This window comes from Vibrio sp. 10N.247.310.17 (assembly GCF_041466605.1).
Lineage (GTDB): Bacteria > Pseudomonadota > Gammaproteobacteria > Enterobacterales > Vibrionaceae > Vibrio > Vibrio tasmaniensis_A.
The window spans coordinates 33,690-53,861 of record NZ_JBFSTC010000017.1 but is presented as its reverse complement, the minus strand read 5'-3'; the positions used below and the strand labels follow the sequence as shown (position 1 = coordinate 53,861).

Below are 20,172 nucleotides of genomic sequence, written 5' to 3'. Positions count from 1 at the left end.
TTTCCTTTATTTTATAACCCCTTCTTTTTATTCTTTTTTGAGATCTTTTTTATGGTAAAGCCTTGGTATAAACAGTTTTGGCCGTGGTTCTTAATCGCGTTGCCAGCGACAGTAGTTATTTGGACCATCATGACGGTTATTGTGTTCACACAGAACTCTGTAGACCTAGTGACTGAGGATTACTATAAAAAAGGAAAAGGCATTAATGTCGACATTTCAAAAGTAAATATTGCAAAGGAACTCGGCCTTTCAGCTTCAGTTAACGAGAAAGGTAACTCAGTTATCATTACTCTTGAGAAAGGTAAACTCGATCACTTCCCTGCGATTAACGCAATGTTTGTTCACAGAACACTGCCTGACCGCGATTTTACTCAACTACTGACAGCGGATGCGAAAGGCAACTACACCATGACTTTGGATCACGAAATGCAAGGACCATGGTTTATTGAGCTTTCTCCGCATGATTCTGAATGGTTAGTGCAAGGTCGCATGAACTTCCCTATTGATACTCCTACTCAACTAACGAATTAAAGCTTATGTGTGAATCCTGTTATCACTGCGGTGAAGATGTACCAGCGGAAACGGATTTTAAAGTAGAAATTTTAGGATCGGTTCGTCCGATGTGTTGTCCGGGTTGCGAAACCGTAGCCCAGACAATCATAGATAGCGGTTTGGTCTCTTATTACCAATACCGTACTGCTCCGGCTGAAAAAGCCGATCTGGTGCCAGAGCAACTTCTGGCTCTCAGTCACTATGACAATGAAGATGTTCAATTGGAGTTCGTCCGTAACTCCGAAAACGTCTCTGAGGTGACATTGTCACTAGATGGTGTCTCTTGTGCGGCTTGTGCTTGGCTTATTGAGAAGCAAGTTTCTTCAAAGCTTGGCGTTGTGAGTATTCGTGTTAATACCACGACCAACCGCGCTTTGCTTAGTTGGGACAACACTCAGGCTAAACTAAGCGAGTTGCTATCCGCGATTCATAGGTTGGGCTACAAAGCTGCACCATTCGAGGCTGACCAACAAGAAGCCGCTTATCATCGTTCGATGAAAAACTACCTTTATCGTCTTGGTGTCGCGGGTTTAGCGACTATGCAAGTTATGATGCTAGCGGTGGCGCTTTATCTCGAAGTTTTTGGCAGCCTTGAGCCGGAATTCAAAAGCTACTTTCGTTGGGTGAGCTTGATCTTCGCAACGCCTGTACTGCTCTACTCAGCATTACCGTTCTATATTAACGCTTGGCGTAGTATTAAAGGCCGAACCTTGGGCATGGATGTTCCTGTGTCGATCGCTCTATTGTTTGCCTATGTTGCGAGTTTAGTGGCAACGGTGACAGAGCAAGGCGAAGTGTTCTTTGAATCTATCTCGATGTTCACCTTCTTCTTGTTGCTTGGTCGTTTCCTTGAGATGCGCGCGCGTCGTAAAGCGGCAGCAGCTAGTGGTAACCTGCTTAAGCTAGTTCCAGCTATGGCGACAACATTAGACGGTGAACAAGTTCCAGTTAAAACATTGAAAGTCGGCGACCAGATTCGGGTTCTACCCGGTGAGCATATCCCTGCGGATGGTAAAGTACTGTCTGGTAGAGTTCATATTGATGAATCGATGCTGACTGGCGAATCGATTCATGTGGTTAAGAATGAAGGCGATACCGTATTTGCTGGTACATTGAATGGTGATGAATCGTTTGAATTGGAAGTGATGACGTCTAAAGCTGATTCCGTGATTTCCAATATCGTTCGCCTTCAGGATGAAGCGCAGCTGTCTAAGCCTCGCATCGCTGAGATTGCCGATGTGGTTGCTCGATACTTTGTTGCTGTGATTCTGGTTATCTCGTTCGGCACTTGGTTTTACTGGCACCAAACACGTCCAGAAGATGCTTTCTGGATTATGCTCTCGGTACTTGTTGCGACATGTCCTTGTGCTCTATCGCTTGCAACACCGACAGCCATCACCTGCTCAACTTCTCGTATGGGTAATTTCGGTATCTTGCTGCGCAAAGGCCATGTGTTTGAAACTTTGTGCAAAGTGAATCACTTGATCATAGATAAAACAGGCACGTTGACCGAGGGTGATATTCGTATCAGCCAAGTTGAAACCTTCGCAGAACTTGATAAAGACACCTGTTTGAAAGTAGCGGCGAGCCTAGAGCAACATGCTAACCACCCTATCGCGAAAGCGTTCAAGACTCATCTTTCTGATGATATCGAAGTAGAGTCTGTCAATAACGTAATTGGCTCTGGTATCACTGGTGAGTGGAATGGACAAGAAGTCGCTATCGGCAGCAGTGAATTCATTCTTGGTGATGCACAAACATCGGAAAGCAATGGTATTTACTTGTCGATGTCTGGTCGACATACCGCAACATTCACTTATGAAGACCCGATTCGTAAAGAAAGTATTGAGTTCATTAAGCAATTCAAAGAAGCGGGAATCAAAACCACGCTGCTGACTGGCGATTCTTTGATTAACGCGAAACCTGTTGCTGAAGAGATCGGCATTACTGACATTGTTGCTAACGCGAAGCCGGAAGATAAACTGGCTTATTTAAACTCTAGAGACGCTAGTGACATCACCATGATGGTTGGTGACGGTATTAACGATGCGCCTATTCTTGCAGGTGCACACCTTTCGGTTGCTATGGGCGGCGGTACCGACGTGGCGAAAGCCTCAGCGGATATGGTGTTATTGGGTGACAAACTCGATAGATTACTTAAATCACGAACATTAGCGCTTAAAACGCGTAAGATAATCCGTGAAAACTTAGCGTGGTCGTTGGGGTATAACTTACTTATTCTTCCATTGGCCGTAGCGGGTTTGGTTGCTCCATACATTGCCGTTGTTGGCATGTCTGCTAGCTCTATTATTGTTGTGTCTAACTCGTTAAGGCTTTTAAAAGAGCAAGGTAAATAATGGAAAGTTTATACATACTTATTCCAATTGCGATCGTACTTGTGTGCATCGCTGTCGGTATATTTCTGTGGGCAGTTAAGAGTGAGCAGTTTGAAGACCTTGAGCGTCAAGGCCACAACATTCTGTTTGATGAAGACACTAATGCTCTTCACCATTCTGATAGTAAACCTGTTAAGAACGAGAAAGCTAACGTAGAAAGCCAAACTAACTTAGACAAAAAGAACGATGACGCCTGATTGGATCGGAGCCTTTGTTGTTGGGTTGATCGGCGCAGGTCACTGCATGGGAATGTGTGGTGGCATTGCGTCGCTTCTTTCAATTGGAAACAGTAAACCTTCCCCTGTCATTCCCCTGCTTTATAACCTAGGACGCTTGCTAAGCTATGCCGTGATTGGCGGTGTGATTGGCGGTGCAATTTCTTCTATAGGTCAGCTAAGCGATTTTAACGCTCTGCTAGGTTGGCTGCGATTATTTGCTGCTGGCTTTATGATCGTCTTAGGTTTGTATATTGGCAAATGGTGGTTCGGCTTGTTGTTTTTTGAAAAAGTCGGACAAAAACTATGGCGCTATATCTCTCCTGTCGGTAAATCATTTCTACCATTGAAGCATCCTAGTCACGCTCTACCATTTGGTTTCATTTGGGGGTGGTTACCATGTGGCCTTGTTTATTCTATGCTTACATGGGCGGCCGTATCAGGAAGTTGGTATAACGGAGCGGGTATCATGCTTGCTTTCGGTTTAGGAACCCTCCCTGCGATGCTCACGGTTGGAATGGGGGCAAATTTCCTCAAAAAACTGCAACAAGCTGACTTATTTCGTCAGTTTGGTGCAATTTTAATCCTCATTTACGGCTTCTATACCGGTTATATGGCGCTACAGCTTATTATTTATACCGTATAGCGGCGTCTTTAATCCGGTTTTTTTACTACCCTTTAGGATTAAGGAATGCTAAAATATTGACGTATATCAAATAGTGAAAGATTGTTATGATTTCTGAAAAGCCTGTGACGAAACGTGTTCAGTCTGGTGGCTGTGCGATCCATTGCCAGGATTGTAGTATTAGCCAGCTCTGTATTCCGTTTACTTTGAATGAATCTGAACTCGATCAACTTGATCAGATCATTGAGAGAAAAAAGCCTATTCAAAAAGGCCAAGAGTTATTTAAAGCCGGTGACGAGCTTAAATCTCTATACGCTATTCGCTCTGGAACGATCAAGAGCTACACGATTACCGAGCAAGGTGATGAGCAAATTACTGCATTCCATCTAGCGGGCGATCTTGTTGGCTTCGATGCGATTACTGGTGACATGCACCCTAGTTTCGCACAAGCGTTAGAAACTTCTATGGTATGTGAAATTCCATACGAAATTCTAGACGACCTATCAGGAAAAATGCCTAAATTGCGTCAGCAAATTATGCGTCTGATGAGTAATGAGATTAAAGGTGACCAAGAAATGATTCTGCTTCTTTCTAAGAAGAACGCGGAAGAGCGTCTTGCTGCATTCCTTTACAACCTTTCTACTCGTTTCTCTCAACGTGGCTTCAGCCCACGTGAGTTTCGCCTAACGATGACTCGTGGCGATATTGGTAACTACCTTGGTTTGACTGTTGAAACAATTAGCCGTCTTTTAGGTCGCTTCCAAAAAGCAGACATCTTGAGCGTTAAAGGCAAATATATCACTATCGAAGATCACGATGCGTTGATGGAACTTGCTGGCGTTTCAAAAGAATAGTCTAGATATCAATGATGTAGTTCAATAATGAGCTACATCATGTTTCTCTCTTAAAACCTCTTATATTTCTCTTATTCTCTCCATAACTACGCTACATTATTTATATGTTCGGTCTGAAAAGTAGGCTTAGTTATGAGTATCTATAACAAAATTTTAGTTGTCGCAGACATTAATCACGATGAGCAACCTGCTCTAGTTCGTGCTATCCAACTTGCCAAGAAAAGCACATCAACAAGCCACATCACTTTCTTTTTATCGATCTACGATTTCTCGTATGATATGACATCTATGCTCTCTGTCGATGAAAGAGACGCAATGCGTAAAGGTGTAATTCATCAACGTGAAATTTGGATGAATAAAGTGGCGGCTCCTTACCTTGATGATTCCATTGAATTTAACGTTCAAGTGGTTTGGCATAATCGCCCGTATGAAGCGATCATTGCTGAGGTTTACAGTGGTGAGCATGACATTTTGATCAAAGGCACACGTAAGCACGATACCTTAGAATCAGTCATCTTTACTCCAACCGACTGGCACCTATTAAGAAAATGCCCTAGCCCAGTGTTGTTGGTTAAAAATGATTTCTGGCCAGAACACGCGAAGATCTACGCTTCCGTTCATGTTGGCTCTGAAACAGAAGCTCACTTAGAGCTCAATGATACGATAGTCGACAGATTACTTGAAATCACAGGTCGTTTAGATGCTGAGCCGCTATTGGTAAACGCCTACCCGGTGACACCTGCTAATATCACAATCGAGCTGCCAGAGTTTGACCCAACCTCTTATACTGACGCGGTTCGTGGCCATCACTTAACAGCGATGAAAGCGTTGCGCCAGAAGCACGGTATGAGTGAAGAGCAAACTGTTGTTGAGCAAGGCTTGCCAGAAGATGTTATTCCTCGTGTCGCGTCTGAAAACAACGCTGCTATGGTGATTCTTGGTACAACCGGCCGTACTGGATTGTCTGCCGTGTTTATTGGTAATACTGCGGAACATGTAATCGACAAGATTAACTGCGATGTACTGGCTCTTAAACCGTCGGGTTACGTCAGTCCACTTGATCCTAATTTATCTATAGGTTAATACCCTATAGCTGATTTAAAATCATAAAAAACGCCTCAAGCACTGCTTGAGGCGTTTTTTATTATCTAGAGCTTCCGCCATTCCAAATACAGAATCGTGAATATCTCGTTATACGTTAGTCACGTCGATGAACATTGACTCATCAATATTTGAAGAGGAAATTTCAGCTTCTTCGAATTCGTAGGCCTTGCGATCTTCACTACGGTCTAGTGGAAGGTTTACGAAATCAAACAATTCTCGGTCAGCCAGTTGGCTTGGACTTACGTTCTGAATTGACTTGAAAATCTTCTCAACACGACCTGGCGTTTGCTTATCCCAATCAATCAACATCGCTTTAATGTTCTGACGCTGTAGGTTCTCTTGAGAGCCACACAGGTTACAAGGAATGATTGGGAAATCTAGGTGCTCTGCGTATTGGATTAAGTCCGTTTCACGACAATAAGTCAGTGGACGAATAACAACGTTACGGCCATCATCAGAACGCAATTTTGGCGGCATTGCTTTCAAGCGTGCACCGTGGAACATGTTCAGGAACATCGTCTCAACAATATCGTCTAGGTGGTGGCCAAGAGCAATCTTAGTCGCCCCAATTTTCTCTGCAAACGAGTACAAAGTACCACGACGAAGACGAGAACATAGACCACAGGTTGTTTTACCCTCTGGCACTTTCTCTTTAACTACGGAGTACGTATCTTTATCTACGATGTAGTAAGGAATGTTCAGAGTTTCGAAGTACTCAGGAAGAATATGCTCAGGAAAGCCAGGTTGTTTTTGGTCTAGGTTTACGGCAACAACATCGAATTTGATAGGTGCAGCTTCACGTAAACGTAGCAAAATATCTAGCATCGCAAATGAATCTTTACCGCCACTAATGCATGCCATTACTACGTCATTCTCTTCGATCATGTTGTAGTCAACGATGGCATTTCCAACATTTCGTCTCAGACGTTTCTGAAGCTTGTTGAATTCAAGTGTTTCTTTTTTATTTTCGTTTTGGTTCATTGCGACTCTCACACCGTCGTATTACCGACTGTAGATTGCTAGTGGGACTGTTTTAGGGCGTGGATTATACGGATTTTTATTTGATGTTGAAATAGTAACGGCAGGATTAACAAGCTGAGTATTGGAAAGATTCCGCTTCTTTTGAGCTTTAAGCTCTCTAAACGGTTAGATAAACGCGTCTTAACAAATTCGAGGTTTGTATAGTAGACAAAGAAAAGCAGCCTTCTCTAAAAGACCAGGCTGCTTAAGAACTACTTCCTCAAAGCGTAGGGAGTGCTTTTAGCTAGACTTATTGCGCGGGAATGTACGGTAATACGCGAACCGTTGGCTCTGGTAAAGTGATGCTGTCACTTCCATTGAGCTCTTCTAAGGTGAATTTAACACGGCCTTCTTTAATTGGGATCTGTTTACCGTTAGATAGAGCAATGTTGCCTTCAAGCTTGTCATTGAACTCCAACGTTAACCCTTGGATATCAGGTGTGAACCAGCTAGAGAACATGCCGCTGACGTCTTCTAGCATTGCCTGCATCTGTGGTAACAGGCTTTCTAGCTGTGCAACTTCAACATCGCCAGCTAAAGGCTCTTGAGTCATTACAACGAGCGAATATGCACACTCTTGCTCTTGGGTTTGTACAAAGATAAGAGGATTTGCTGAGCGCAGGTTTTGATCTACAGGTAGAAGCAGCTCATTCGCAGGAGATACTTTTAGCTCTTCGTAGTGCTCTTCTTTCTCCATCCAAGCTTTGCTGATGTGACAGGTTTTCTGTGCTTGTTGGTCAACAAAGAACACCGCAACTTTGACATCATCGTGCCCTTCTTTGGTGTTGTTTTTCAGCTGAGTATAGAGTTTAGAATACGTGAACATGTATTCTTGCGCCGAAGCTGGAAGAGAAACCCCAAAACTTAAAGTGGCTAATAAAGCGACAGCTGTCTTTTTCATTATTATAATCTTGTTGAAGTTGAGCGTTTATAAATAGAAAGAGCAGCCAATGAGCTGCTCTTTTGCGATATTGCTTGGTGTCAAATTGACTAAAGAAGTCAATCAAACGGATATCCAAATGAGTTACTTTTCCCAGTATACCTTGTTGTGACGGATCATAGCTTGTAAATCAGTCACATAGTCTGAACCTCGCTCAGAATATTTTAACAAGCCATTGGTCAATTCGGTCGCCGTTTCTTTGGTTAACAGATCATTACCATTTGCTGCCAGTTGCGCACGAATGGCTCTTAAATCTGCATAGGCACGGTTACGATTAAGGTTCATGAAGTAACGGTGTACGGATTCTTGGCTTGAAGAAAATGTTGCTACTTCATGCGAGCTGCCTTCGTTACGTTGTAGCGGAACAAGGCCACAACCTTTGCTGTAACACCAATGTCCGAAATAGTTGTTTGCTTTGGTGGCGAAACGTGATGTCCCCCAAGCCGATTCATTGGCAGCCTGTGTTAATACAAGCGCCTCTGGCAGTACGTTTACGCGACTAAGCATTTCCGTAAGCCAAGCTTGATCTAATCCTGAAGATTGCACTGGCAAGCTGTATAACTTCCCTAGCCTTTTCGCATACGACATGTCTTCTGAATCAATATTCGTAATACCTGATTCAGAGATCTTGGTTAAAAACGCACGCTCTTTGGTGATACGTTTGTTTTCAATCTTGATGCTTGGGCGTAGGAACGAGAAAAACGCGTCTTTTTTCTCGTTTACATCCTTAATAGCAGCAAAATTTGGTGCGCTTGAAGCAACAGTTAAGTCATCAAATTGGTCTGCTGAATTAGAGCTTTGTTCTGTCGTACGTCGCCGTTCTTCTTCTTGGTAAAGGTAAGGGCCAATCAGTGAAATAGAACCCACGATTGCTAGTGTTGTTACTTTGAGCGCAAGAGATTTACTCGCGCTGCCTTTGTCGTTATTACGCATCGAAGACCTGCGGGTTTTTGTTCTTGTTACCATGGCTACTGTTGTTGCCGTTATTGTTACCGCCATCGCTATCGCTATCGCTATCGTCATCGCTCATTGGGCGGTCTGATGCAATTATCTTCAGCTTTATGCCAAACATCTCACGGTAAACGATACCTTTCACGTGGAAGAAGAATGGAAGAACGAAGATCAAGCCAATGCCGTACATCATCGCAGCAACGATGAACATCAGCATAACCATTAGGTATATAGACGCGACAACGAAGATCTTCTTATTTACTGCTCTTAGAGAAAGTAATAGCGATTGCATCGGTGGAACTTTTTTATCACAAATCAGCAGAATTGAGTTGCTGAACGCAAGTGAGAAGTAGATAGACAGAAATGGCAGAATCATACCAGCGATGCCTTGAAGCATTAGGCTGAACAAAGTCACTAGAATAACGGGGATCGTAAACTGTAAACCTTTGCCTATGTGGCGCACTTTAGTTTGAAGACCTGCAGCATGGCTCATTGCCATTAAACAGATGCCGGCATAGATGGGTGCACTGACGACTTCATAGCTAAAATTCGCAATGAAAATCGATTCAACGATCTGGGGTGTAAAGGCCTCAGGGTCGATTACCGCATCTAAGATCACTGCTGGGTCACCAAGTTGCAGCTTTAGTGCGATATAAAAGATAGCCAATTGTACGAACATCAGCGCAACAATCGCAGGGGAAAACGAAAGAAAGTGACTTATCGTATGTTTCCAAGCCTCTTGGAATACAGCCGTTGCTTTGAGCTCATAATCGCCGGAAAGTGCACGGTCGATACTACCGCCCAAATTAAAATCTTTTTCGATGTCGTTGTTCATATTGATACCTAGGTGCGCCAACTAAACGAAGGCACCTAACTTATTGATAAAAAATTACCTTCATTATACCCATATGTCGGATGCAAACTAAAATATGAATCTGTAACAAGGCTTGCTTTTACGTCTTAATGGTTAATAATTAGACACTTGTTAGGGTGTGAACCCAACAAATAACAGTATGGTAAAGGATGTTTACTTTTACCTGCGAATTTTTTTGTCTTCGAAAGATAAAAAATGCTTTGAATTCACGTTTTTGGTGATTATGATGCGCGCCTTAGAGGTGTATAGCAACAGGTCTCAAATAGAACCAAGGTGGAGAAAAACAGACGTTGAACGCTAAAAAATCAGTAGGGAAGCCAGTAGTACAGCTAACTGGCATCAGTAAAAGTTTCGATGGTAAGGAAGTCATCGGCAATCTGGATTTAAACGTAAATCATGGTGAGTTTCTCACGATTTTAGGCCCATCAGGTTGTGGTAAAACAACCGTGCTAAGAATGATTGCGGGTTTTGAAACGGCGGATAGTGGTGAAATACTATTAGCTGGACAGAACGTAACCCAAGTTCCTGCTGAACAAAGGCATGTAAACACTGTTTTCCAAAGCTATGCCCTATTCCCGCATATGACCGTTTTCGATAATGTGGCATTTGGCTTACGCATGCAGAAAGTTCCAAGCAGCGAGATTGAACCTCGTGTAATGGATGCTTTGAAAATGGTGCGCTTAGAGCAAATGGCACAACGAAAGCCACACCAGCTATCTGGCGGCCAACAGCAACGTATCGCAATCGCTCGTGCTGTCGTTAATAAGCCTAAAGTTCTCTTGTTGGATGAATCTTTATCTGCTCTGGATTACAAACTACGTAAACAGATGCAAATCGAGCTGAAACAACTGCAACGCCAACTTGGTATCACGTTCATTTTTGTAACGCATGACCAAGAAGAAGCACTCTCTATGTCCGACCGCATTATTGTTATGCGTGATGGCGTGATTGAACAAGACGGAACACCAAGAGAGATCTACGAAGAGCCTAAGAACCTATTTGTAGCGCGTTTCATTGGTGAAATTAACGTATTCGAAGCGACAGCTAAATCTCGTCAAGATGAAAAGCGCATTGTTGCGACAATCGAAGGTGAAGAGTCCATTATCTATCACGATAAAGACGTAACACCGGGTCAAAAACTGCAAGTATTGCTTCGCCCTGAAGATCTTCGTATCGAAGAAATCAAAGAATCTGAGCAACGCGGTATTGTTGGTCACATTGTCGAGCGAACCTATAAAGGCATGACATTAGATTCAGTCGTAGAACTTGAGTCGGGTATGCGTGTCATGGTTAGTGAATTCTTCAACGAAGATGACCCTGATGTTGATCACTCACTGGGCCAAAAAGTTGCAGTAACTTGGGTTGAGAGCTGGGAAGTGGTATTAGAAGATGAGCAAGAAGTTTAATTTACAAAACGCAATTGTTGCTTTAATCACAGGTTGGTTAGTGCTGTTCGTGATGATTCCAAACATCATGATCATCGGTACTAGTTTCTTAACTCGTGATGAAGCTAACTTGATTGAGATGACTTTTACTCTCGATAACTATGTGCGTTTGGCTGATCCGCTGTATTTTAAAGTGCTGATGCACTCTTTCTATATGGCAATCGTTGCTACCCTGCTTTGTTTAATTATTGGTTACCCGTTCGCCTATATCGTGGCAAAAATGCCAGCGAAGTGGCGTCCAATCATGTTGTTTTTAGTGATTGTGCCATTTTGGACTAACTCACTGATTCGTACTTACGGATTAAAAGTGGTTCTGGGTACTCAAGGTGTGTTGAACAAAGGCTTGTTGGCGTTAGACATTATCGATAAGCCACTTCGTATTATGTATTCAGAAACGGCAGTAATGATCGGTTTAGTGTATATCCTACTCCCGTTCATGATTTTGCCGTTGTACTCAGCAATCGAAAAGCTAGACGACACTTATTTAGAAGCGGCTAAAGATTTAGGTGCGAACAAACTGCAAACGCTATTGAAAGTCGTGTTACCACTGACTATGCCAGGTATTGTCGGCGGTTGTTTATTGGTGTTATTACCTGCATTAGGTATGTTCTACATCTCTGACCTATTAGGCGGAGCAAAGAACCTGCTGATTGGTAACGTGATTAAGAGCCAAGTACTTAATGCTCGGGACTGGCCGTTTGGCGCTGCGACGAGTATTGCACTGACCGTGGCAATGGCTGTGATGCTTTATGCCTACTACCGTGCAGGCAAGTTATTGAATAAGAAAGTGGAGCTAGACTAATGGGTCGCACAGTTAAGTTCAGCTTTATGGCGCTGGTATACGCTTTTCTATACCTACCTATTATCGTATTGATTGCAAACTCATTTAATGCCAATAAATTCGGCATGAAATGGGGTGGTTTTACCACCAAGTGGTATGACGCACTGATTAACAACGACAGCCTAATGCAGGCTGCGTGGCATTCGATCAACGTAGCGGTGTTCTCAGCGACTGCCGCAACGATTGTCGGAAGCCTGACAGCCGTTGCCCTATTCCGTTACCAATTTAAAGGTAAAGGCATCGTCAATGGCATGTTGTTCATCGTGATGATGTCACCAGATATCGTAATGGCGATTTCGCTTCTTGCGCTATTCTTGGTTATGGGTGTGCAACTTGGGTTCTTTACCCTACTTGCAGCGCACATTACTTTCTGTTTACCGTTCGTTGTGGTCACGGTCTACAGTCGCTTGAATGGCTTTGATGTGAAGATGCTAGAAGCAGCAAAAGACTTAGGTGCAAGTGAGTGGACGATTCTAAAACAGATCATCCTACCTCTTGCTAAGCCAGCGGTTGCTGCGGGGTGGTTATTGAGCTTCACTCTGTCTTTGGACGATGTGATCATCAGCTCTTTCGTAACAGGTCCAACTTACGAAATCTTGCCACTGAAGATTTACTCGATGGTTAAAGTCGGTATATCTCCAGAGGTCAACGCCCTAGCAACAGTGATGTTAGTGGTGTCGTTAATACTGGTGATTATTTCTCAGTTGTTAGCGAGAGAGAAAATCAAGTAAGTCTCCTACTCTTTACTGAGACGGACTTGATAAGATTCAAGTTTAACAAAAGTGTTATTCATAAACAGAATGGTAAATTGCCATTCTGTTTTTCTATCTACTGCCTTTAGGCAACGTTTAGTTTGGAGCTAACGTCAATGAAAAAATGGGCTACTCTATTAGCTGGTAGTGCATGTGCGCTTTCAATGTTATCTGCATCATCATTTGCAAAAGATAACAAAGAATTGGTATTCATGAACTGGGGACCTTACATCAATAGTGAGATTCTAGAACAGTTCACTGATGAAACTGGAATCAAGGTTATCTACTCAACTTACGAGTCGAATGAAACCTTGTACGCAAAGCTAAAAACACATAACAAAGGCTACGACCTAGTTGTGCCGTCGACTTACTTCGTTTCTAAGATGCGTGACGAAGGTATGCTACAAAAAATCGACAAAACTAAGCTGTACAACTTCAAGAACCTAGATACTAACTACCTAGATAAGCCGTACGACCCAAGCAACGACTACTCTATTCCACACGTAGTTGCGATTACAGGTCTTGCTGTTAACACTGAAATATACGATCCGGAAGACTTCCAAAGCTGGGCTGATCTATGGAAGCCAGAGCTTGAAGGCCAACTGATGATGATGGACGACACGCGTGAAGTGTTCCACATCGCACTGCGTAAGTTAGGTTACTCTGGTAACACAACCAACGAGAGAGAGATCGACGAAGCTTACGCTGAACTACAAAAGCTAATGCCGAACGTTCTAGTCTTTAACTCAGATAACCCTGGTGCGCCATACATGTCTGGTGAAGTGGGTCTTGGTATGCTTTGGAATGGTTCTGCTGCTGCTGCGCAAAACGAAGGTCTACCAATCAAACTGGTTTTCCCTAAAGAAGGCGGTATCGGTTGGGTTGATAACTTTGCGATTAGCTCTGGTGCGGTAAACGTAGATGCAGCTCATAAGATGATCGACTTCCTACTTCGCCCAGAAATCGCAGAGCAAATCTCTCGTGACACAGGCTACCTAACGGCTGTTAAAGCGTCTAACGAGAAGTTCAAAGACAGCCCTGCGCTGTTCCCATCTCAAGAAGACCTTGATCGTGTGGAATGGCAAGCTGCGGTTGGCGATAAGACAGTGAAGTACGAAGATTACTTCATGAAGCTTAAAGCCGGTCAGTAAGCGAGTCTGTTATCTAATTGCTCCGGTCAACAAAGGCTAATAAGTAATGGGTTTACTTAACAAGCCTAGTTAGGTAATCAACAAGTTAAAAATAAGAATATCAATCAATAGGCAGCTTAGGCTGCCTATTTTGTTATATCACTGCTATAATTTAGCGCGATTTTTAGAAATCCATTTACTTTGGGTTCAATACCCAGCTCCAAATCAAACAAATGAACGGAACAGTAATGAAAAAAACACTGTATACCGGCGCATTGTGTGCTGCTACTTTACTTTCTACATCCTCTTTCGCAGCTGACCAAGAACTGTATTTTTACAACTGGTCTGAATATATTCCAAATGAAGTACTAGAAGACTTCACCGAAGAGACTGGCATTAAAGTCTATTACTCAACTTATGAGTCTAACGAAAGCATGTACGCTAAGTTAAAAACTCAAGGTACGGGTTACGACTTGGTCGTTCCTTCTACTTACTTCGTTTCTAAGATGCGTAAAGAAGGCATGCTTCAAGAGCTTGATAAAACTAAGCTAAGCCACTTTGCAGATTTGGATCCAAATTACTTAGATAAGCCATTTGACCCAAACAACAACTACTCGATCCCATACATCTGGGGCGCAACGGGTATTGGTATCAACTCAGATATGCTAGACAAGTCTTCAGTTAAAAACTGGGGCGATCTGTGGGATACACAGTGGGAAGGTCAATTGATGATGATGGATGACTCTCGTGAGGTTTTCCATATCGCACTATCTAAACTGGGTTACTCTCCAAACACGACTAACCCTGAAGAAATCAAAGAAGCGTACGAAGAACTTCGTAAGCTGATGCCAAACGTATTGGTATTTAACTCAGATTTCCCTGCGAACCCTTACCTAGCGGGTGAAGTGTCACTTGGTATGCTTTGGAATGGCTCTGCTTACATGGCACGCCAAGAAGGCGCAACGATTGACATCATCTGGCCAGAGAAAGGCGCTATCTTCTGGATGGATAGCCTAGCGATTCCAGCAGGTGCTAAGAACACTGAAGCGGCACATAAGATGATCGACTTCCTTCTTCGCCCTGAAAACGCAGCGAAAATTGCTCTAGAGATCGGTTACCCAACACCAGTTAAAACAGCTTACCCTCTTCTTCCGAAAGAATTTTCTGAAGATAAGAACGTTTTCCCGCCACAATCAGTGATGGATAATGGTGTTTGGCAAGACGAAGTTGGCGAAGCGAGCGTTATTTATGACGAGTACTTTCAAAAACTTAAAGTAGACAACTAATTTGTTAGCAAAAGTTTAATTGTTGCTAGTAAGTTAAATAAAGCGGCGTAAGCCGCTTTATTTTTATTCAAAATGTATATAGGATTAAGCAAACAATACGAAGTGCGATTACATATGCAAGCAAACCCTATCCTGTTAGTTGTGACTTTTATGCTGTTAGCGTCACTGTTGATGCTTGGCCTGAGTTCATTTATTCATATTGATTCAAATTATGATTTGTTTTTCGAAACAAATACCCTCGTGATCACTATGTACATCTATTATGTTGCGCGTCACGCCATTCGTCCCCACAAAGCTCTTCGCTACGGCGCTCTATTACTCATTTTTAACCTGTTTTATGACGTATCAACCGAGCTTAAACATCTTGATGAGTGGGCTGACCAAAATGAACTAATAGATACCTTCTTGGAAGACGGGTTGCTACAAATAGCATTTTTATTGATTGCTTACGGTATTACTGAATTAACTGGCAAGATCAAAGACCAAGGTAAACGCGACGAGCTTACTGGTTTGTATAATCGAAAGAAGTTTGACGCGATCAAACTTGCAGAGTTTGAGCTCATTTACTTCGACTTAGATGGACTAAAAGAGACAAACGACCTTAAAGGCCACAAAGTTGGAGATTTAATGATTGTTCGTTTCTCTCAGGCTCTGAGGCAAACTGCTTTGGAAGATGAAATGGTGTTTAGAGTGGGTGGTGATGAGTTTGTTGCAACGGCTCAACTCGGTCGTGCTGGTGAGTTTGTCAGCCAAGTCAATAACTTACTGCATGGTGAGAACATCAGTTTTTCTTACGGTATCGAAGTGACCAACCGAGATAATTTTAAACAGGCATTGGTTGAATCCGATAAGGCGATGTACGAAATGAAAAAAAGCTCAACGACCTGTTCAAAACTCTTGGTGCACGTCTTGTCCTAATCTAGAAACAAATTACCTGAATATAGAGACAACAAGGCAAACTGATGACTAGAGCCTCATCTGAATAAATGTCAGTTTGCCACTGATAAATGATAAATGTTGCTGATAACGAGCTCTCAAGTTCCAACCTTAAGCGGGTCAATCAATTTATTGGCACAATGGTCAGGCCGTTAGAGACCCCTTCTCTGACAGCAATAGCTCACCGACTAGCTTAGGTACCTCGATACTCGCCTTACCGTAACGTTTCTCTTCAAATTCACTTTCAACCGCACTGGGTTCGAGGTTTATCTCGATCGTATGTGCTCCATGCATTTTAGCATCATGTACAAACCCTGCAGCAGGATAAACCACGCCTGATGTCCCGATAGAGATAAACAGGTCTGCTTCTTCGAGTGCAGAATAGATGTCACCCATTCTCAAAGGCATTTCGCCAAACCACACAATATGAGGACGCATTTGAGCTGGTATCTGGCAACAATGGCACAATTCACCAGTATGAATGTCGTCTTTGTGCTCTATAACTTGGTTTGACTCGCTACAACGTGCCTTAAGAAGCTCACCGTGCATGTGGATAATGTTGTTGCTACCGCCTCTCTCGTGCAGGTTGTCGATGTTCTGAGTGATGATGGTTACTTTGCCGTCGAGCTTATCTTCAAGCTCTCCTAGCGCCTTGTGGGCTGAATTTGGAAAGATACTTTCACTCTGTAATCCATGACGACGCTTGTTGTAAAACGCTTGTACAAGGTCAGGATCTTTTGCAAAACCTTCAGGTGTCGCAACATCCTCGATTTTATGGTTTTCCCATAATCCGTCTTGTGCTCGGAATGTTTGTATCCCCGACTCTGCAGAGATACCGGCGCCAGTAAGAATTACGATATTTCGATATGGGAAATGCATATAACGTCCTTTTCAATATGTCACTTGGTAACAGCTTAGCACTGTTCAAATTCCAACTATAGTTTTAGGGATTAGACCATAGTCTTAGCCAACTGAATTCATTGGCTATTTGTGACATAACTCGCTTGATAGTTGTTGCCGTTCTTACTCAAACTCTCTGTTTTGCTTTTCACAGAAATAAAAAAGCGACCGAAGCCGCTTAGATTTGTTAACTGATGTCTACTAGATGTAGCTTTACCCCATCAAAACGAACGACGTTAGTCTTCGTTGATAGACGAGATCTTATGGATTGAAAGATCCGCGCCATTAAACTCATCTTCTTCACTTAACCTTAGGCCAGTTACTTTGCTCAACACACCGTAGACAACCAATGCACCGATTAAAGCTACCGTAATGCCCGCTAGTGTACCAACCATCTGAGCAGTAAAGCTTACGCCCCCTAGCCCCCAGAATGCTTGTTGACCGAAGATACCCGCTGCAATACCACCCCATGCACCACATACACCGTGCAGAGGCCACACACCCAGTACATCATCTATCTGTGTTTTGTTTTGCATGTAAGTAAACAAGTAAACGAACAATGCGCCAGCTACGCCGCCTGTTACCAGTGCGCCGAGTGGGTGCATTAAATCTGAGCCTGCGCAAATAGCGACGAGACCAGCTAAAGGACCATTGTGGATGAAGCCTGGGTCATTTTTACCTGCAATTAGAGCCGCAAGAATACCGCCAACCATTGCCATGAGTGAGTTCATTGCCACGAGACCGCTGATACCATTGATAGCTTGAGCTGACATCACGTTGAAGCCAAACCAACCCACACATAAGATCCAAGAACCTAGTGCTAAGAATGGGATGTTTGATGGTGCGAAGTTAGTGTGTTTGCCGGCGCGGACACGGCCTTTGCGCATGCCAAGGAAGTAAACCGCGACCAATGCAATCCAGCCGCCAACACCATGAACTACAACAGAGCCCGCGAAGTCATGGAAGCCATAACCGAATTGCGCCTCAAGCCAATCTTGGAAACCAAAATTACCGTTCCAGATGATGCCTTCAAAGAATGGGTAAACAAAGCCTACGGTGAACAGTGTTGCGATGAGTATTGGATAGAAACGTGCGCGCTCTGCGATACCACCAGAAACGATCGCTGGAATCGCTGCGGCAAAGGTCATTAGGAAGAAAAACTTAACCAGCTCGTATCCATTCCCTTGCGATAGCGTTTCTGCGTCGGCAAAAAAGTGCGCGCCGTAAGCGACCCAGTAACCGATAAAGAAGTAAGCAATGGCGGAGACTCCAAAGTCCGAGAGGATCTTGACCAACGCATTAACTTGGTTCTTCTTTCTAACTGTACCGACTTCCAAAAATGCAAAACCAGCATGCATTAAGAAGACCATGATCGCGCCTAATAATAAAAACAGAGTATCCGAACTCTGCGTCAAGCTCTGTACAGCGCTATGAACTTGGTTAACCGTTTGACTCATTAAAGCTCTCTCCCTTAGCTTTGTCTCAATTGCACTAGAATCGTGCGAATTGATGTCGTAATTAATTAAAGACTCAACAGTAAACGCAAGATGTGTTCCAACTTGGTTACGCAAAAAACGTGCAACAGGGTTGGTTTTTAAGTTTATGATTTTTAATGGTTAATTTCTAAAGTGCACTTTATTGGTTCTCAGAGAGAGGAAATATTCGATAACTGATTGCACCAATTGAGGGAGTTGCACCATATTGATGCGGTCAATATAAGGCATTAGATCAGTTACCTAGCGCCCAAACGACAAAAAGCCCAGTGAAATGAATCACAGGGCTTTTAAGGTCTTTCGCTGATTACAGTTAACTCATCGTAAAGGAGCTATTATCGAGTTTGGTAACCCGAACGGCTTACATATAAACGCTTAAAGGTTTGGACCTGTTGTCGGGTTTTGCGGTAGGTTTTGACTTAAACGCTGCATGCCTTGATACATACGAATAAACCACACCACAATCGCCACACCACCAAATAACATGCCCACATATGGAATGTAGTAAGCGATGTCATCGATAATATGGTTTTGATACCAGTAATCGTTCACACCGATCAACACGCCGTTAGAGGTCGCAACCGTAACGATAAGCACAACAAAAAACGTCAGGTTCAAGAAGAACGAGCGAATCAAGCCGTAGTAATGGGTATCCACTACTTCGCCGTCTTCGCCTTTATCTAAACGATAGCCCGCGTAGATAATGGCAATCACACCAGAGAGAAGACAAGTAAATGGTGTAAAGCAGCTTAGGATGTAAGCAACCCAAATACCCTTATGAGGTTTGTTCATTCTTATTCACCCCTTCCATTTTCTCTGTTGCTACGTTAGCGCTTTGTTCAACGCCGTTTTTCTCTTGTTCCATCACTTCTTTGTACCAAAGGTCATGGTGTTCTTTAGCCCAGGTTTCATCGACTTCGCCTGTTACCATACCTTCTAGTGCGCCTTCCATACCGAACAAGCCAATATAGATGTGGAACACAAAACCACAGATAAGGATCAGAGCAGCAAGCATGTGAACTAAGTTCGAAAGCTCCATATCACGTCGTGTTTGGCCAAAGATTGGGAAATCTAACACCAAGCCACTGATCGCTGCGACACTACCCATAATGATAAGCAGCCAAAATAGCGCTTTTTCACCCGCGTTCGAAAACTCTGCCGATGGATGAGAACCTTTGTGTTTCCCTACCATACCGCCTAGTTTGATGAACCACTGAATATCGACCATTTTGAAGATCGATTTTCGCCACCACTTGATAAGAACAGCCATCAATAGCACATAGAAAATCGGGCCGATGTAGTTGTGGTATTGCTTCGCCAATAGAACGATAAAGCCCCAAAGGTCAGTTGGAATGTACGGCTTCAAAAAGTGTTTACCGTAAACCAACATCAAACCACTGAACGCCAGTGTTAAGAAGGTAAACGCCATGCTCCAGTGCAATGCACGATCCAGTCGAGACCAACGTTTGATCTTACGGCCGGTTCTTGGTGCGCTTAGCATTAGCGGGCCAATCACAACGTACATCAAAGTCACGAAAGCAATACTGCCAAAGATAGCGACGGCACCGGCTGGTGACATCCACTTCTCTTTCAATATGTACCACGTTTGACCCGGAGTACTGATCAACACACCATGCTCAGCTGATTGAGATGTGGTGTAACCTTCCTTACCGTTTCTTACTTGTCGCCAAAAATCAGCGCCAGCAAGTTGTGTGATTTCTCTTTCAGCAGAGCTCGATTGAGTTTGTGATGAGTTCGTCTCAGATGCATGACTCAAAGGAGACAGCATTGTTAGTGCTGCCAACATCGGCAGCACAACAAGGAAGAGACGCTTAAACATTGTAAGCATATGTCTCTC

20 protein-coding genes are annotated in these 20,172 nt (G+C 43.3%); 12 read left to right on the top strand and 8 right to left on the bottom strand.

Annotation, left to right across the window (positions count from 1 at the left end):
• Window positions 1–51: 51 nt before the first annotated feature.
• The 6 genes from AB6D80_RS07550 (at window position 52) to uspE (ending at window position 5,725) form a co-directional block, all read left to right on the top strand.
• Window positions 52–531: a FixH family protein gene (locus tag AB6D80_RS07550; RefSeq protein WP_009846710.1), complete on the top strand. Its 480-nt coding sequence runs from the start codon at window positions 52–54 to the stop codon at window positions 529–531.
• A 5-nt stretch (window positions 532–536) separates the two neighbouring features.
• The gene (locus AB6D80_RS07545; RefSeq protein ID WP_017103171.1) at window positions 537–2,909 is read left to right on the top strand and encodes a heavy metal translocating P-type ATPase metal-binding domain-containing protein; all 2,373 of its coding nucleotides are present in this window, start codon (window positions 537–539) and stop codon (window positions 2,907–2,909) included.
• Window positions 2,909–3,145: a cbb3-type cytochrome oxidase assembly protein CcoS gene (gene ccoS, locus AB6D80_RS07540; protein WP_009846712.1), complete on the top strand. Its 237-nt coding sequence runs from the start codon at window positions 2,909–2,911 to the stop codon at window positions 3,143–3,145. Before AB6D80_RS07545 ends, ccoS begins: the two co-directional genes overlap by 1 nt.
• On the top strand, window positions 3,135–3,809 hold the full coding sequence (locus tag AB6D80_RS07535; protein WP_009846713.1) for a sulfite exporter TauE/SafE family protein: 675 nt from the start codon (window positions 3,135–3,137) through the stop codon (window positions 3,807–3,809). The genes ccoS and AB6D80_RS07535 overlap by 11 nt, the downstream gene beginning before the upstream one ends.
• A gap of 86 nt (window positions 3,810–3,895) precedes the next feature.
• Window positions 3,896–4,642 (top strand): FNR family transcription factor, encoded by a 747-nt coding sequence (locus tag AB6D80_RS07530; protein ID WP_009846714.1) that lies wholly within the window; start codon window positions 3,896–3,898, stop codon window positions 4,640–4,642.
• A 132-nt stretch (window positions 4,643–4,774) separates the two neighbouring features.
• Complete coding sequence (uspE, locus tag AB6D80_RS07525; RefSeq protein WP_372188154.1) at window positions 4,775–5,725, top strand: universal stress protein UspE; 951 nt, start codon at window positions 4,775–4,777, stop codon at window positions 5,723–5,725.
• 108 nt (window positions 5,726–5,833) lie between these two features.
• Here the strand turns inward: uspE and ttcA are convergent, their stop codons facing one another.
• The 4 genes from ttcA to AB6D80_RS07505 form a co-directional block, all read right to left on the bottom strand.
• Complete coding sequence (gene ttcA, locus AB6D80_RS07520; protein WP_029222956.1) at window positions 5,834–6,727, bottom strand: tRNA 2-thiocytidine(32) synthetase TtcA; 894 nt, start codon at window positions 6,725–6,727, stop codon at window positions 5,834–5,836.
• A 289-nt stretch (window positions 6,728–7,016) separates the two neighbouring features.
• A complete protein-coding gene (locus tag AB6D80_RS07515) occupies window positions 7,017–7,667 on the bottom strand; it encodes a DUF2987 domain-containing protein (protein ID WP_372188152.1) in 651 nt (216 codons plus the stop codon).
• A 123-nt stretch (window positions 7,668–7,790) separates the two neighbouring features.
• The gene (locus AB6D80_RS07510) at window positions 7,791–8,639 is read right to left on the bottom strand and encodes a glucosaminidase domain-containing protein (RefSeq protein WP_371707893.1); all 849 of its coding nucleotides are present in this window, start codon (window positions 8,637–8,639) and stop codon (window positions 7,791–7,793) included.
• Window positions 8,632–9,492, bottom strand: a complete 861-nt coding sequence (locus AB6D80_RS07505) for a hypothetical protein (protein WP_372188150.1) — start codon at window positions 9,490–9,492, stop codon at window positions 8,632–8,634. Before AB6D80_RS07505 ends, AB6D80_RS07510 begins: the two co-directional genes overlap by 8 nt.
• A 329-nt stretch (window positions 9,493–9,821) precedes the next feature.
• Between AB6D80_RS07505 and potA the strand changes: the two genes are divergently transcribed.
• The 6 genes from potA (at window position 9,822) to AB6D80_RS07475 (ending at window position 15,903) form a co-directional block, all read left to right on the top strand.
• Window positions 9,822–10,937 carry a spermidine/putrescine ABC transporter ATP-binding protein PotA gene (gene potA, locus AB6D80_RS07500; protein ID WP_009846720.1) on the top strand — a complete coding sequence of 372 codons (1,116 nt, stop codon included), beginning with the start codon at window positions 9,822–9,824 and terminating at the stop codon, window positions 10,935–10,937.
• Window positions 10,921–11,778, top strand: a complete 858-nt coding sequence (potB, locus tag AB6D80_RS07495; protein WP_012603924.1) for a spermidine/putrescine ABC transporter permease PotB — start codon at window positions 10,921–10,923, stop codon at window positions 11,776–11,778. The genes potA and potB overlap by 17 nt, the downstream gene beginning before the upstream one ends.
• Window positions 11,778–12,548, top strand: coding sequence for a spermidine/putrescine ABC transporter permease PotC (potC, locus tag AB6D80_RS07490; protein WP_004733706.1), 771 nt, complete (start codon window positions 11,778–11,780; stop codon window positions 12,546–12,548). Before potB ends, potC begins: the two co-directional genes overlap by 1 nt.
• Window positions 12,549–12,685: 137 nt before the next feature.
• Window positions 12,686–13,720, top strand: coding sequence for an extracellular solute-binding protein (locus AB6D80_RS07485; protein WP_371707891.1), 1,035 nt, complete (start codon window positions 12,686–12,688; stop codon window positions 13,718–13,720).
• Between the two features lie 227 nt (window positions 13,721–13,947).
• A complete protein-coding gene (locus AB6D80_RS07480; protein ID WP_304569336.1) occupies window positions 13,948–14,985 on the top strand; it encodes an extracellular solute-binding protein in 1,038 nt (345 codons plus the stop codon).
• A gap of 102 nt (window positions 14,986–15,087) precedes the next feature.
• A complete protein-coding gene (locus tag AB6D80_RS07475) occupies window positions 15,088–15,903 on the top strand; it encodes a GGDEF domain-containing protein (RefSeq protein WP_372188148.1) in 816 nt (271 codons plus the stop codon).
• Window positions 15,904–16,065: 162 nt separating this feature from the next.
• Here AB6D80_RS07475 and cobB read toward each other — a convergent pair whose 3' ends face one another.
• The 4 genes from cobB to AB6D80_RS07455 form a co-directional block, all read right to left on the bottom strand.
• Window positions 16,066–16,800 (bottom strand): Sir2 family NAD+-dependent deacetylase, encoded by a 735-nt coding sequence (gene cobB / locus AB6D80_RS07470; RefSeq protein WP_371707889.1) that lies wholly within the window; start codon window positions 16,798–16,800, stop codon window positions 16,066–16,068.
• A 257-nt stretch (window positions 16,801–17,057) separates the two neighbouring features.
• Window positions 17,058–18,278: an ammonium transporter gene (locus tag AB6D80_RS07465; RefSeq protein WP_102257387.1), complete on the bottom strand. Its 1,221-nt coding sequence runs from the start codon at window positions 18,276–18,278 to the stop codon at window positions 17,058–17,060.
• A gap of 411 nt (window positions 18,279–18,689) precedes the next feature.
• Window positions 18,690–19,106, bottom strand: coding sequence for a hypothetical protein (locus AB6D80_RS07460; RefSeq protein ID WP_010440849.1), 417 nt, complete (start codon window positions 19,104–19,106; stop codon window positions 18,690–18,692).
• Window positions 19,090–20,163 (bottom strand): formate dehydrogenase subunit gamma, encoded by a 1,074-nt coding sequence (locus tag AB6D80_RS07455; protein WP_372188146.1) that lies wholly within the window; start codon window positions 20,161–20,163, stop codon window positions 19,090–19,092. Before AB6D80_RS07455 ends, AB6D80_RS07460 begins: the two co-directional genes overlap by 17 nt.
• Between the last annotated feature and the right edge of the window lie 9 nt (window positions 20,164–20,172).

Coding starts and splice junctions, on each gene's coding strand:
- AB6D80_RS07515 (WP_372188152.1), bottom strand. CDS start 7,667: ATGAAAAAGACAGCTGTCGCTTTATTAGCCACTTTAAGTTTTGGGGTT.
- AB6D80_RS07465 (WP_102257387.1), bottom strand. CDS start 18,278: ATGAGTCAAACGGTTAACCAAGTTCATAGCGCTGTACAGAGCTTGACG.
- AB6D80_RS07510 (WP_371707893.1), bottom strand. CDS start 8,639: ATGCGTAATAACGACAAAGGCAGCGCGAGTAAATCTCTTGCGCTCAAA.
- AB6D80_RS07460 (WP_010440849.1), bottom strand. CDS start 19,106: ATGAACAAACCTCATAAGGGTATTTGGGTTGCTTACATCCTAAGCTGC.
- ttcA (WP_029222956.1), bottom strand. CDS start 6,727: ATGAACCAAAACGAAAATAAAAAAGAAACACTTGAATTCAACAAGCTT.
- AB6D80_RS07455 (WP_372188146.1), bottom strand. CDS start 20,163: ATGCTTACAATGTTTAAGCGTCTCTTCCTTGTTGTGCTGCCGATGTTG.
- cobB (WP_371707889.1), bottom strand. CDS start 16,800: ATGCATTTCCCATATCGAAATATCGTAATTCTTACTGGCGCCGGTATC.
- AB6D80_RS07530 (WP_009846714.1), top strand. CDS start 3,896: ATGATTTCTGAAAAGCCTGTGACGAAACGTGTTCAGTCTGGTGGCTGT.
- AB6D80_RS07535 (WP_009846713.1), top strand. CDS start 3,135: ATGACGCCTGATTGGATCGGAGCCTTTGTTGTTGGGTTGATCGGCGCA.
- AB6D80_RS07550 (WP_009846710.1), top strand. CDS start 52: ATGGTAAAGCCTTGGTATAAACAGTTTTGGCCGTGGTTCTTAATCGCG.
- AB6D80_RS07545 (WP_017103171.1), top strand. CDS start 537: ATGTGTGAATCCTGTTATCACTGCGGTGAAGATGTACCAGCGGAAACG.
- potC (WP_004733706.1), top strand. CDS start 11,778: ATGGGTCGCACAGTTAAGTTCAGCTTTATGGCGCTGGTATACGCTTTT.
- ccoS (WP_009846712.1), top strand. CDS start 2,909: ATGGAAAGTTTATACATACTTATTCCAATTGCGATCGTACTTGTGTGC.
- AB6D80_RS07505 (WP_372188150.1), bottom strand. CDS start 9,492: ATGAACAACGACATCGAAAAAGATTTTAATTTGGGCGGTAGTATCGAC.
- AB6D80_RS07485 (WP_371707891.1), top strand. CDS start 12,686: ATGAAAAAATGGGCTACTCTATTAGCTGGTAGTGCATGTGCGCTTTCA.
- uspE (WP_372188154.1), top strand. CDS start 4,775: ATGAGTATCTATAACAAAATTTTAGTTGTCGCAGACATTAATCACGAT.
- potB (WP_012603924.1), top strand. CDS start 10,921: ATGAGCAAGAAGTTTAATTTACAAAACGCAATTGTTGCTTTAATCACA.
- AB6D80_RS07480 (WP_304569336.1), top strand. CDS start 13,948: ATGAAAAAAACACTGTATACCGGCGCATTGTGTGCTGCTACTTTACTT.